The following is a 13,173-nucleotide window of genomic DNA, read 5'->3' as shown; positions in this document are numbered from 1 at the left end:
CGGCAGCGCCGCCGTTGTCCGGTCGAGATAGGCGACCTTCGCCGGATCGCCTCCATAGGCGGTAATCGCCGCAATACTGTCGCCGTCGGTGAACACGGCGAGTTGCGCAGGCGGCTCTTGGGTGTTGGCCAGGCTGAGGCCAGGCGCGTAACGGAAGGGGACGGTCGGACTCTCGACAACCGTCAGCAACCCGAGCGGGCTCGACCGCTCCTCGATCACCCGGGCGTTCGGAACCTCCAGGGCCATGCGGAGGCCCTTATACTGCGACATATGCGGCTCGGGGGCCACCCAGGACGGCGGTAGCGATACTGAAACGAACGCCGCTGCCAATCCCAGGCCGCCCGCTGCGAGCCACCGATGGCGGACCATGCCGAACGCGGCAAGGGCAGCCGCCGCGAATGCCAGTGCTGCAACGAAACGCAGCGCCGTAGATGGGAAGACCAGGAACAGGAGCCCGACGATACCCAGCGCACCGATCCCTGCGCCGGCCAAGTCGAAGGCGTAGACGCGTCCGATCTGTCCGGGATGGCGGCAGAAAGCAAGGCCGACGCAGGTCGCGCCAAAGAAGAACGGCAGGATCAGAAGCGCATAGCTGGCCGCGAGCCAACCGAGCTGCCGCGGATCCCAGATGATCTCGAGCGCGTTGAACGGCAGACGTTCGGCGATGGCGAAGCTGGCTACGGCGGTCATGCCGAACAGCGCTGCCGACGCCGCGAAAGCAGCCGGGTACCGCTCCACTAGCCAGCGCTGGGCGAGCGCAATGAACGTACCGCTCGCACCGAAGCCCAAGAGCGCGATGCTGATGATCATGTAGGCAAAATGGTGCCATTGAACGATCGAAAACAATCGCATCAGCAGCAATTCGTAACCGAGAACCGCTGCCGAAATGAGACCGACTGGTAGCATGCGGCCCGCTCTCACCGGGAGGGACCTCCCCGCAGCGGAACGAAGCTCACCGGCAGCAGCTGCCGGGTCGTGATGCCTCCGCCTAGTCGCTTCTCGACGAGCATGAGAAACTGGGTTGCAAAGGGGCCTCCCACGGGGATGACCATCCGACCTCCTTCAGCGAGCTGCTCGACAAGCGGCGGCGGGATGTGGCTGGCAGCCGCGGTCACTACGATGCCGTCGAAGGGCGCGTGCTCAGGCCAGCCGTAATAGCCGTCGTCCACCTTCACCTGAACGTTGTCGAAGCGGGGCACCGCAAGTCGTGCCGCTGCCCTCTTGCCCAGTTCCGGGATAATTTCGATCGAGTAAACCTTGGCGGCGAGGGGCGACAGGACGGCTGCCTGATAGCCCGAGCCGGTGCCGATCTCGAGGACGGTGTCGCCAGGCCGGGCATTGATCAGGTCGGTCATAAGCGCGACGATAAAGGGCTGCGAGATCGTCTGACCGTGCCCGATCGGCAGGGGCCGGTCATGATAGGCCGCGCCGCGCTGCGCCTCGGGTACGAAACGGTCGCGCGGCACGGTGCCCATTGTCTTGAGCACCGCCGGATCGATTCTGTATGCCGCGGAGCGGGCGTGTCCCTTTATCGTCTCGATCATGGCCGCACGCTCGGCTGCGCGGTCCTGGGCGGGCGCCGATGTCGAAACGAAGGCGGCGACACTCGCGAGAAACGCGGCCAGCAACGCTCGGCACTGGGCTAGAGCACTCATGAACCTCTCCTGGCCCACGACGTCGAGAACAAAGGCGGCGGCTTTTTGAAGCAAACGACGCTCCGATCTCACACCAAACATGTCGCGGCACCAGGTCCGGATCAACCCCGTTGGAGGTTGGTGGTGCGCCAGAAGGCGTCTTCCGCCTCAGGCGGCGACCGCAAATGGGACGGCAAGCAGCCTGACTGCATTATGCATCCTTCAGGGGTACCAGGGACCTTGCGGTTACCTGCCTGCAAGTCCGCTATCCACTTCATTGCAGCCCCTCCGACGAATCGACACAAAGGTCCGGAGCGGGTCATGTCGAGACCTCAAGCAGGACTCGCCAAGCGGCTTTGGCGCAGACCAAATCAGCCGATTTGCACGCCAGAGTACGCCGTAGCTCCCCCACGACGGTAATGCCTCTTTACGCCCGGCTCCGACCGGGCTTGAGATAGTCTAGTCGTTGGAAGGAAGCTGAGAGCCGTAAGAGCAGCCAACATCGAACGGAGACCAACTGGGCGCCGAATCTGCGCTATCGCCGACCGATTGCCCCTTACTCCCACTCGATTGTCTACTGCCCTCATAGCTTATTGATTAGATAGAATTCTAATTGGCGTTCCTTCGAATACCGTCAACAATACCGTCACAAAATGGCTTAAATCCAAATCTGCGACGGAGCACCTCGCAGTATCCGAAACACCGCCGATCGCCGCACGGCCGTGCAGTGTCCTGAGATACCATCTTTCTGTTGGCCTCTGCTGTAGGGATGCCTGTCAGATCGTTAGCTCGGGATCGTGCTGCTTGCCAACCGGGTTTTTTGTGCTCTGACGGGTCCATGGGCTGTAGCGCGGCTTTTGTTCCCATCGCGGCTGAGGAAGCGGGTCGTCAGTCAGGAAATGACCGATAGCATTGACAATGCACCAAACCCTCCTCGCCTTTGGTCCGTTGGACCGATGGCGCTGCCGAGATTTCCCATTTCTCGTCTGCGTTGTCGGTCTCTTTTTTGGCCGGGCGGGCGGCAACTCGTTCGGATTGCCCTTTAAGTGGGGGAGCGTCACCTGCACCGATTAAGCGGTTCAGTGCCCTGCGTTCTGGCCCTTAGGAATGTGTCTCGTGCCGAATGCCGTTGTTGAACGGTAAGAAGGGGGCTGTTTGTGGAGGCGTTCAGTATTAGGCGCTGGGGCCATCTGGTCCCGTCATTGCGTGCCATTGCTCGATGTGCGGGCCCGTTTGAGCGCCAAGCGACACACACCATGGCCAGCAACGGTAAGACTGTGATACCATTGCACAAGTTGCGTCGTCGCCGCCGGCAGACTGTCGTTCCGCGAAGCCGGACAAGCGCAGTGCTTAGTATCGTAAGTCTCAACCCGATGAACAAGTAGCCGCGGATTATGGAACTTGTCGTCGCCCTTGGCCTGATCGCCTTCAAGGTCGCGTTGCTGATTGCGATCCTGCTGCTGCTGCCTTTGCCGCTGACCTGGGTGGAACGCAAGATCGCCGGGCACATCCAGCAGCGGATGGGGCCGATGCGCGTGGGGTGGCACGGGCTGCTGCAGCCGGTGGCGGACGGCATCAAGCTCTTGACCAAAGAGGACCACATCCCGGCCGAAGCCGACCGCTTCCTGTTCAAACTGGCGCCGATCCTGGCGCTCGCCCCGCCCTTCGTGGTGTTCGTCGCGATCCCCTTCGGCGAAAGCGTCTCGGTCCTCGGCGCCGAGATCACGCTCTACGTCTCCAACATGAACGTGGCGCTCCTTTTCGTCTTCGCGGTGATCGGGATCGAGGTCTATGGCGTCATCTTCGGCGGCTGGGCCGCGAACAGCAAATACGCGGTCCTGGGCAGCCTCAGGACTTGCGCGCAGATGATCAGCTACGAGATCCCCATGGGGTTCGCGGTCATCGGCGTGGTAATGGTGGCGCAATCCATGAGCCTGCTCGAGATCGTACGGGCGCAGGCCGATGTCTGGAACATCGTCTACCAACCGGTCGGGTTTTTCGTATTCTTCGTCGCCGGGCTGGCCGAAGCGCAGCGCATTCCATTCGACCTAGCGGAGGCGGAAGGCGATCTGGGGGCCGGGTTCCATACCGAATACAGCGGCATCCGCTTCGCGTTCTTCATGGTCAGCGAATACGCCGTCATGCTACTGGTGTCGGTCCTGTCGGTCGTCCTGTTCTTCGGCGGCTGGAACGGCGTGCTGATCCCGTTGCCGCCGCTCCTCTGGTTCGCGCTCAAGGTCGCGTTCTTTCTCTATGTGTTTATGTGGTTCCGCTTCACCTTCCCGCGCTATCGATACGACCAACTGATGGCGATCGGGTGGAAAGTCTTGCTTCCACTGTCACTGGCGAACATAATAGTAACAGGAGTTGCTTTCCTTTGAGGGCCACTCCAAGCGAGGCGGCGATGTCGCGCGCACTGCACATACGTGGAACTTGGATCGGCTGGGCATTCTTCGCCGATCTAGCGGGCGCTTTGGCGCTGACCTTCGGCTACATGTTCTCCAGATCCGTGACCATGCAGTATCCTGACAAGGAAAAATGGTTGCCCTATTCGCGTTACCGCGGGCATCACTTCCTGACGCGCGACCAAGAGGGTGAGATCAAGTGCGTGGCCTGCGAGCTCTGCGCGCGCATTTGTCCCTGCGACTGTATCGAAGTCATTCCCTACGAGGACGAGAAGGGCAACCGGCATCCAGCAAAATTCGAGATCGACATGGCCCGCTGCCTGTTCTGCGGGCTGTGCGAGGACGCCTGCCCCGCCGACGCGATCGCGCTTGGCCAAGAGTACGAATTCTCGAGTTTTTCCTCGCGTGACCTGGTGGTCGGACGTGACGATCTGCTCGGCAAACCGGGCAAGGCGACGACCGGCGGCGGTGTGGTCGCGGCGCGTCTGAACACCGAACAGGACGTGCTGGTCGAGACGAGTGAGCCGCAGGGATACAACTGGTGGCGGAATATCCGCCGAACGTGAACGCGCGGTAGCCGTCAAGCCGGAGCACAGGAGGCTCAGATGCTTGTCTGCCAAATCTTGAAGACCAAATCTCCCGAGCTCATCTCGGTCACACCAGATCAGACGGTCGTAGAAGTCCTGCGGCTGTTTCGGGACAACAACATCGGATTCGTGGTCGTCAGCAGTTCGCCCGGGGAATGCCTGGGCACGCTGTCGGAGCGGGACTGCTGCTATGCGGTGGCTGAATACGGAATCGAGGCGCCCACAATGCGGGTCGCCGACATCATGAACCGCAGTGTGGTGACCTGTTCGACACAGGATTTGCTGCCCTTTGTGATGTCGCTCATGACCGACCGACGCACGCGCCATGTGTTGGTCATGGACGGCGACGCTTCTGTCGGCGTGGTGAGCATCGGCGACGTGGTCAAGCACCGGCTCGACGAATTGCTCCGTACCGAGCAAGCGTTGAGCGATTACATTGCCGGGACCCCTTATCACTGAGGATACGAACCCCGGGGGAGCCGATTAGGGTGAACTGCCCGGAAGCTCGGCAATGCCTCGGCCGCGACTTTCAGGGCGCGCCTCGACTCCGGTGGCGAAGGCAGCGTGCGCCTTTTGAACCTCCACCGGACAAGGGTATTCGCCCCGCCGCATAAGGCTGTTGAGACGCAGGTCTCTATAGTTTTCCGGCACGAACACGAGCCTCCCGGGAAAATGCCTATTGACCTTGAGCTGCGCCCTCAGTTCGCCCTGGGTGGATCGTACGATCACCTGATCGCGATCCGAAAGGCCAAGCTGCGCGGCGTCCCACGCGCTCATCTCAACATACGGGTCATCCGCCACCGTATTTAGGATCTCCGAGCGTTCGGAAAGATATCCATTGTGGAACAGGCAGTTGCCGGTGACCAACATGAGCCGGTCGGCCGCATTCGGGTTAGGCGGAGGGGCGAAGAACTCGCCAGCCGGCGGCGTCGGGTCCGCCGTGGTGAATGCTCCGTCAGCGCCAAGCCCGTCCTGCGTCAGCCCTTGGTAGGCCGGAACCAGCCGGGCAATCTCGCGGAGGATTTCGCCTTGCATCGACGGTTGCATTGCCTGGTTGCGGAGCGCTGCGACGAAGTCCAAGATCGCCAGATTGCCCCGCGCCTCGAAGGCGGGTTCGCGGAACTTGCGGACCGCCTGGATCCGGCCCTCGTTGTTGGTGAAGGTGCCGGATTCCTCTCCATAACCCGCCGCAGGCAGGACGACATCGGCCAGACCCACGGTATCGGTGAGGAAGGTGTCCTGCACGATCAGGAGATCGGTGGCATCGAGCGCCCGCTTGACGAATCCCCGGTCGGGATAGGTCATCAGGGGGTCGCTTCCGACGATATAAAGCGCGCCTACCCGCCCCTTGTCACAAAGCGCCAGCATTGCGTCGAGATCCGCGCCCGGCTCAGGCGGAATTTCGGCGCCCCAGGCCCGTATGAGAGCTGTGCGCGCCGTGTGATCGCCGACCGGGCGCAGCCCCGGCAGGGCCGCCGGCAGAACCCCCATGTCCCAGGCGCCCAGCTGGTTGGCTCGGTCGAAGAGGAACTGCATCGCCGGGCCCTTGCCGAGCACGCGGAGAACCCGCAGCAGGTTGGTGAGCTGCTGCAGCGTTGCGCGCGCTTCGGAAAGCCTCAGGAGGTCGGCGCTGACAAGCACAGCGACGCTCCCGCCGTCCAGCAGCGCAGCGGCTAGACGGTCCGGCCCGTCGCTGCCGGTAGTCGCTGGTGCCCAGCCGGCTGCCGCGCCGACGCCCCCAAGAACCTCGCTCGGCAAGGCTTGGCCGGCCGCCGCCACGAGACCGGCCACCACTGCGGCAAGGGCCGCAGCCTCAGCGCCCGGAGCAACACGAACGACCGCTCGGGCATCGGTGTCCAGCCGGGATGGCCTCGCCGAGAGCATGAGCAACCTGGTCTGCCTCCGCCGCGCCGCGTCTCGCAGCAGGTATTCAGTGACCGGGTTCTCGTCGGTCACGTTGCCACCGACGACAAGCACGCAGTCGTTGCCGATCACCTCCTCCAGCGGCGCGCGGCTGTAGAAGCCCGCCACCGACGGGCCGAGCGTCTCGAAGGGCGTGGACCAGCGCGACGAGCAGTCGATGTTGTTGGTCCGGAATACCGTCCGCATCAGCTTCTGGAACTGATAAAGCACCTCGTTGGGCAGGCGCGGCGAGGCCAGCCCGCCCGCAGCCTTGCTCTCGACGGCCGACAGGCGCCGGCGCAGGTAGTCCCCGGCTTCGTCCCAGGAAACCGGAACCAGTGCGCCGTCACGACGGATCATCGGCCGCTTGATCCGGTCCCGGCTCCCGACGAAGTCGAGGCCGAAGCGCCCCCGCACGCAGAGCGTTTCGCGATTGACGCCATGCTCCCACTTCGAGCGGACCCGCATGAACTCGCCCTTGCGCGCGCCGACGGTGAGCTGGCAGCCGGTGCCGCAATGCGGGCAGACCGTGTCGGTCTCGACCAGATCCCAGGGCCGTGCCTTGTAGCGATAGGGGAAGCTCATCAGCGCGCCGACCGGGCAGACCTCGACGCAATTGCCGCACTGGTCGCAACTCGCGAGGCTGCCCTCGAAGCCGGTAACGGCGGTATCCATGCCTTTTTCGATGGTGCCCAAGGCGACCGCTCCGACCACGTCCTCGCACATCCGGACGCAGCGCTGGCACTGGATGCAGCGGTTGACGTTCATGATGATGACGGGGCTGAGACGGATGTCCTCGGAGTGGAACACACGTTTTGCATCGCGGAATCGGCTTTCCCGGGGCCCGTATGCCATCACCATGTCCTGAAGCTCGCACTCGCCGCCCTTGTCACAGATCGGGCAGTCGAGGGGGTGGTTGGCAAGCAGCATGTCGAGCATGGAAGAGCGCGTTTCGTCGATTAGCGGCGTGTTAGTCCGCACCACCATGCCGTCGGTGACCGCGGTGGCGCAGGAAGGCTGCAGCCGCCGCTGCCCTTCGATCTCCACTAGGCACATGCGGCAGGAGGCCAGCGCCGGCAGCCGCTTCAGATAGCAGAAGGTCGGGATTGCGATGCCCAAACGCTCGGCAGCCTGCAGCACCGTAGAGCCTGCGTCCACTTCCAGCGTTTGTTCATCGATCGTGACGCTAACCATGACTTCTTGCGGCCTTCTCCCTGCGCGCTCCTTAGTGAAGCGAGCACCTGCCCTCCTCGATATGGGCGACGAATTCATGCTCGAAATGCGCCAGTGCCGCCCGCAGCCCCATAGCCGCGCCGTCACCCAGAGCGCAGAACGTGTTGCCGAAAATGCCCTTGCAGAGCGATTCCAGCTGTTCCAGATCGTCCGGCGCGCCCTGCCCTGTCTCGACCCGGCGCAGCACTTTCACCACCCAGTTCAGCCCTTCGCGGCAAGGCGTGCATTTCCCGCAGGACTCGTGGTGGAAGAACTCGATGATTCGGGTGGCGACCTTGACCATGCAGGTCGAGTCGTCGATCACGATCACTCCGGCTGAGCCAAGCATCGAGCCGACCGCAGCCAGCGAGTCGAAGTCCATCCCGACATCCAGCCCGCGCTCGGGGATCAGCGGCGCCGAGACCCCGCCGGGGATCACCGCCTTGATCCTGCGCCCCGGCGGCGGCCCGCCGGCGCGGTCCTCGACCAGTTCACGCAGCGATATGCCCATCGGCAGTTCGTAAAGGCCCGGGTTCCGCACGTGCCCGCTGAGGCAATAAAGCTTCGGACCGGGGCTCTTGTCAGGGCCGATGCTGCGAAACCAGTCCGGCCCCCGCGCCACGATATGCGGCACGCAGACCAGCGTCTCGACATTGTTGATCACGGTCGGGCTGGCGTAGAGCCCCGCGACCGCCGGAAATGGCGGTTTCAGACGGGGCTGCGCCCGCTTGCCTTCGAGCGAGTCGAGCATCGCCGTCTCCTCGCCGCAGATATATGCGCCGGCGCCGCAATGGATGTGCACGACGAAATTAAAATCCGAGCCCAGAATCCGTGTTCCCAGATAACCCTTCGCATGGGCCTCGGCGATCGCCTGCTTCAGCCGGTGGATCGCCAGCACATATTCCCCGCGGATGTAGACATAGGCGGTTTCCGCCCCGATCGCGTAGGCGCTGATCACCATGCCCTCGATCAGTTGGTGCGGATCACGCTCCATGATGATCCGGTCCTTGAACGTGCCGGGCTCGCCCTCATCGGCGTTGCAGCACAGGTATTTCGGCTTGTCGGCCCGTTTCGGCACGAAGCTCCATTTCAACCCGGTCGGGAATCCGGCGCCGCCGCGACCACGCAGGTTCGATTGCTTGACGAGGTCGATGATCTCGTCGGGCGTGTGCTCGCGCAGCGCCTTCGCCAGCGCCTGGTAGCCGCCGCCGGCCTCATAGCTCGAAAGCAGATGGCCATCCGGCACGTCCATGTTTCTGAGAAGGACCGGTTCGAACATGGCGGCTATTCACCCGGCGGTCCTGCGGCGGCGAGTTCGGCGCCAGTCGCTTGCCCTGCCGCCGCGCGCAGCCTGTCCAAGAGCGCGTCGATCCGCGCAATGTCGAGGTCGCCGTGATAGTCGTCGCCGACCTGCATCACCGGGGCCATCTCGCAAGCGCCGAGGCATTCGACGGTCGAAAGCGTGAACAGCCCGTCCGGGGTCGTGCCGCCCTTTTCGATCCCCAGCACAGTCTCCAGATGCCTCAGCAGGTCCTCGGATCGGCGCAGCATACAGGATAGGTTGTCGCAGAGTTGCAGGTGGAACAGGCCCACCGGCTCGGTATGGAAGAGGGTGTAGAAGGTCGCCAATTCGTAGACCCAGACCCGCTCGACACCGAGGATGTCGGAGACCTCTTCCAACACCGGGCCGGGTAGATGGCCATGTTCCTTTTGCGCGATCAGAAGCGCGGGCATGATCGCCGAGCGCTGGTCGGGATACCGCGCCGCCGCCGCCTCGATCTGTTCGCGCATGTTCATGGCGTCCAAAATCTCCTGCTACTTGTCCACCTCGGCCATCACAGGGTCGAGGCTGCCCAGCACGGCGATCATGTCCGCCAGGTAGCGGGCATTGCCGACCCCGAACAGTCCCTGAAGGTTGACGAATGACGGTGCCCGCACTTTCATCCGGAACGGTTTTTGCGACCCGTCGCTGATGATGTAGAACCCGAGCTCGCCCTTTGGCGCCTCGATCGCCGAATAGACCTCGCCCTTCGGCACCTTGAAGCCATAGGCCGAGAGGTCGAAATGCTGGATCAGCGCCTCCATCGAGCAGTGCACCCTGTCCTTATCCACTGGGAAAGCGATGGTCGGCATATCGATCTGGAACGGCCCCTCGGGCATCTGGTCAAGGCATTGCTCGATGATCCGGACGCTCTCGCGCATCTCCTCGACGCGGCATTGCCAGCGCGCGTAGCAATCGCCCTCATCGCGGGTAATGACGTTGAAAGCCAACCGGTCGTAGATCTCATAGGGCTCGTCGCGGCGGATGTCCCAGTCGACGCCCGAGGCCCGCAAGTTCGGGCCGCTCAGGCCAAGATCGATGCCGTCCTCGGCGGAGATCACGCCGATCCCTTGCGTGCGCTTCAGGAACACCCGGTTGTTCTCGATCAGCCGTTCATAATCGCGGATCCGGTTCGGGAAGATGTCGCAGAACTCCCTGATCTTGGGGAAGAACCCGTCGGGCAGATCCTCGCGCACGCCGCCGACCCTGCAGAAAGAGGTGTGCATACGCGCCCCGCTGATCATCTCCAACAGGTCCATGATCATTTCACGCTCGCGCATGGCGTAAAGCAACGCGGTCATGGCGCCCAGGTCCATCGGCAACGCACCGGTGATCAGGAGGTGACCGGAGATCCGCGCGAGTTCGGCCATCAGCACGCGGATATATTGCGCGCGGATCGGCGCTTCGATGCCCAGGAGCTTCTCCACCGCTAGCGCGAAAGCGAGGTTGTTCGAGGGCGGGCAGAGGTAGTCGAGCCGGTCGGTTAGCGGAAAAATCTGGGTGTAAGTGAAGCTCTCGGCCAGCTTTTCGGTGCCGCGGTGGAGGTAGCCGATGTGTGGGTCCACGCGCGCGACATACTCGCCGTCCAGCTCAAGGACGAGCCGCAGCACCCCATGCGTGCTGGGATGCTGCGGGCCGAGGTTGAGAAGCACCTCCTTTGTGTCGAGCGCCTCACCTGCCGGCCTGCTCAGTTCCGTGACTTCGGTCATCTCACTTCCCAGCGTCGAACGGCCTCCCTTATGGAATGTCCTTGGTGGCGAGATCGGGCTGCGTCGGCGGCGGGCCTTCCGCGCCAAACGGGTTCAGCGTATCCTTGTAGCCCCGGAGCGGAAAGTCCTTGCGCTGCGGAAAGCCCTCGAAGCCCTCCCACATATAGATCCGGCGCAGGTCGGGATGGCCCTCGAACCGGATGCCATACATGTCCCAAGCCTCGCGCTCGTGCCAGTTGGCGGTCCGCCAGACTCCCGTCACCGACGGGACCCGCGGCGGATCGCCGAGGCGGCATTTGATCCGAACGCGCCATTTGTTCGGCAGCGAATAGAGGTGGTATACCGCCTCGTAGCGCAGCGTTTCGGGATAATGGTCGACCCCGCAGATGTCGGACAGGAAATCGAACCGCAGCGTCGGATGGCCCTTCAGGAATTGGCAGAGCTCGACGATCATGTCAGGCGGTGAGGCGAAAGCGTGAACCCCATGCGAGAAGTCAAGCTCCTCGATTTCCCCCCCGAAACGTTCCGCGATCAGGGTGCGGATGAGGGACGTCTCCACGCTCATGAGGCTACAACCCGGTCCAGAGGCGTCCCGGCCAGCGCGCGGGACCTCTTGATCTTCTCTTGGAGCAGAAGGATGCCATGCATCAGTGCCTCGGGCCGCGGCGGGCAGCCGGGCACATGCACGTCCACCGGCACGAAAGTCTCGGCCCCCTGCACCACGGCGTAAGTGTTGTAGACCCCGCCCGAGATCGCGCAGGTGCCCATGGCGATGACCCAGCGTGGCTCCGGCATCTGGTCGAAGAGCCGGCGCACGACCGGAGCGAACTTCCGCGTCACCGTGCCGGCGATGATCATCACGTCGGACTGGCGGGGCGAAGGTCGAAACACCACGCCGAAGCGGTCGAGGTCGTAGCGGGCGCAGCCGGCCGAAATCATCTCGATGGCGCAGCAGGCAATCCCGAAGGTCTCGGGCCAGAGCGCCGACCGCCGGCTCCAGCTGATGACGCTGTCGGCGGTGGTGAACAGCACGCTGTCGCGAATCGTTTCGCCTACTCCTCCCATTCCAGCGCTCCTTTCAGCCAGGCGTAGGCGAAGCCCACGATAAGCAGCAGCATGAAGACAAACATCTCGACATAGCCGACGAGCCCGATCTCCTTCAGCACGACGGCCCAGGGAAACAGGAACATCGCCTCGACGTCGAACACCACCAGCAGGATTGCTAGGATGAAGAACTGCACCCTAAAGCGGCCCCCGGCGGCCTCGCCGGCCGGGTCCATACCGCACTCATAGGGCATGTTCTTCGCGGGATAGGGGTTGGACGGGCGCAGGAGCGAGGAGACGAACAGCGTCGCCACGGCCACCAGGACAATTCCGGCGACCATGAAGAGAACCGGCAGGAATTCCATTCCAGTCATGTCGCGCTGCCCCGGTCACCCACCGAGGGCTTGCTCAAGCTGCGACCGACCAATCTTCTGGCCGGCGGTGCGGCCCTCGTGCAGCGACTAGGGCATCCTTTCGTAGCGCCAAGAGTATTCGGTTGGCCCGTTCATTGCAAATCCAATCGTAGTCAACCGCCGAACACGGAACTCTGGGCAAGCCTCAGAAACCACGCCGGAAACAGTCCGATGCCGATGGTGCCGGCGGCGGTCAAGGCGAGCGTGGTGCGGACGGACGGCGTCAGGGCAGGCTCGAACGCGCGCCCCGGCTCGCGCATGTAGATCACCATGACGATGCGGATGTAGAAGTAGGCGGCGACGGCGCTCAGCAGCACCGCGATCACCGCCAGCGTGACGAAACCCCGCTCGACGAGCGCCACCAGCACGTAGAACTTGGCGAAGAACCCGGCTGTCGGCGGAATGCCGGCGAGCGAGAACAGGTAGAGCAGCATCAGAAGCGCCAACCCGCGATGCGACTTGGCGAAGCCGGCGTAGTCCTCGATGACCTCGCCGGAGAAATCGCCATTCCGCATCATGATGACGATGCCGAAGATACCGAGATTCATGAAGGCGTAGATCAGCAGGTAGAGCATCACGCCGGCAATCCCGTCGGCGCCACCCGCCACCACGCCGAAGAGCGCGAAGCCCGCATGGGCGATGCTGGAATAGGCGAGCAGGCGCTTGAAATTGTCCTGCACCAGCGCCACGAAGCTGCCGAGCGCCATCGTCACCACCGCGATCACCGCGACGATGATCCAGGCGTCGGAAGCGGCGACCAGCGGGTTGAGGAACACGCGCAGGATCACCGCGAACCCCGCCGCCTTGGGGGCGACCGACATGAAGGCCGTGATTGTCGTCGGCGCGCCTTCATAGACGTCCGGCACCCACATGTGGAACGGCACCGCGCCGACCTTGAAGACCAGCCCCGCGACGATGAAGACCACCGCCAGGAGCAATCCGGGAT

At 63.4% G+C, this 13,173-nt stretch carries 12 protein-coding genes and 1 pseudogene; 3 read left to right on the top strand and 10 right to left on the bottom strand.

What is annotated here, in order from left to right:
• Positions 1–906, bottom strand: a pseudogene (locus EOA85_RS38010) (SAM-dependent methyltransferase); the annotation flags it as partial.
• An 11-nt stretch (positions 907–917) separates the two neighbouring features.
• Entirely contained in the window at positions 918–1,709 is a 792-nt protein-coding gene (locus EOA85_RS01255; RefSeq protein WP_245485554.1) for a protein-L-isoaspartate(D-aspartate) O-methyltransferase, read from the bottom strand.
• 1,319 nt (positions 1,710–3,028) lie between these two features.
• On the opposite strand from EOA85_RS01255, the gene nuoH reads away from it, so the two are divergent.
• The 3 genes from nuoH to EOA85_RS01240 are packed head-to-tail and all read left to right on the top strand — an operon-like array spanning position 3,029 to position 5,085.
• Entirely contained in the window at positions 3,029–4,015 is a 987-nt protein-coding gene (gene nuoH, locus EOA85_RS01250) for an NADH-quinone oxidoreductase subunit NuoH (RefSeq protein WP_127208042.1), read from the top strand.
• A gap of 23 nt (positions 4,016–4,038) precedes the next feature.
• Positions 4,039–4,605 carry an NADH-quinone oxidoreductase subunit I gene (locus tag EOA85_RS01245; RefSeq protein ID WP_127208041.1) on the top strand — a complete coding sequence of 189 codons (567 nt, stop codon included), beginning with the start codon at positions 4,039–4,041 and terminating at the stop codon, positions 4,603–4,605.
• A 39-nt stretch (positions 4,606–4,644) separates the two neighbouring features.
• The gene (locus EOA85_RS01240; protein WP_065007029.1) at positions 4,645–5,085 is read left to right on the top strand and encodes a CBS domain-containing protein; all 441 of its coding nucleotides are present in this window, start codon (positions 4,645–4,647) and stop codon (positions 5,083–5,085) included.
• A 24-nt stretch (positions 5,086–5,109) separates the two neighbouring features.
• Here the strand turns inward: EOA85_RS01240 and nuoG are convergent, their stop codons facing one another.
• From nuoG to EOA85_RS01200, 8 genes are all read right to left on the bottom strand, one after another.
• Positions 5,110–7,722, bottom strand: coding sequence for an NADH-quinone oxidoreductase subunit NuoG (nuoG, locus tag EOA85_RS01235; RefSeq protein WP_127208040.1), 2,613 nt, complete (start codon positions 7,720–7,722; stop codon positions 5,110–5,112).
• 31 nt (positions 7,723–7,753) lie between these two features.
• Positions 7,754–9,019 carry an NADH-quinone oxidoreductase subunit NuoF gene (gene nuoF / locus EOA85_RS01230; RefSeq protein ID WP_065007027.1) on the bottom strand — a complete coding sequence of 422 codons (1,266 nt, stop codon included), beginning with the start codon at positions 9,017–9,019 and terminating at the stop codon, positions 7,754–7,756.
• A 5-nt stretch (positions 9,020–9,024) separates the two neighbouring features.
• The gene (gene nuoE / locus EOA85_RS01225; RefSeq protein WP_065007026.1) at positions 9,025–9,537 is read right to left on the bottom strand and encodes an NADH-quinone oxidoreductase subunit NuoE; all 513 of its coding nucleotides are present in this window, start codon (positions 9,535–9,537) and stop codon (positions 9,025–9,027) included.
• An 18-nt stretch (positions 9,538–9,555) separates the two neighbouring features.
• Complete coding sequence (gene nuoD / locus EOA85_RS01220) at positions 9,556–10,770, bottom strand: NADH dehydrogenase (quinone) subunit D (protein WP_127208039.1); 1,215 nt, start codon at positions 10,768–10,770, stop codon at positions 9,556–9,558.
• Between the two features lie 28 nt (positions 10,771–10,798).
• Positions 10,799–11,335, bottom strand: a complete 537-nt coding sequence (locus EOA85_RS01215) for an NADH-quinone oxidoreductase subunit C (protein ID WP_065007024.1) — start codon at positions 11,333–11,335, stop codon at positions 10,799–10,801.
• Positions 11,332–11,835: an NADH-quinone oxidoreductase subunit B gene (locus EOA85_RS01210; protein WP_127208038.1), complete on the bottom strand. Its 504-nt coding sequence runs from the start codon at positions 11,833–11,835 to the stop codon at positions 11,332–11,334. The genes EOA85_RS01215 and EOA85_RS01210 overlap by 4 nt, the downstream gene beginning before the upstream one ends.
• Entirely contained in the window at positions 11,823–12,188 is a 366-nt protein-coding gene (locus EOA85_RS01205; RefSeq protein ID WP_023800384.1) for an NADH-quinone oxidoreductase subunit A, read from the bottom strand. The genes EOA85_RS01210 and EOA85_RS01205 overlap by 13 nt, the downstream gene beginning before the upstream one ends.
• 152 nt (positions 12,189–12,340) lie before the next feature.
• Positions 12,341–13,173: NADH-quinone oxidoreductase subunit N (locus EOA85_RS01200; RefSeq protein WP_164759436.1), on the bottom strand; the 833-nt coding region annotated here is incomplete at its 5' end.

The sequence above is a fragment of the Mesorhizobium sp. M5C.F.Ca.IN.020.29.1.1 genome (genome assembly GCF_003997375.1).
Classification (GTDB): Bacteria; Pseudomonadota; Alphaproteobacteria; order Rhizobiales; family Rhizobiaceae; genus Mesorhizobium; species Mesorhizobium wenxiniae.
Note: the sequence above shows the minus strand (reverse complement) of the source record. Positions and strands in the feature narration are given on the sequence as shown.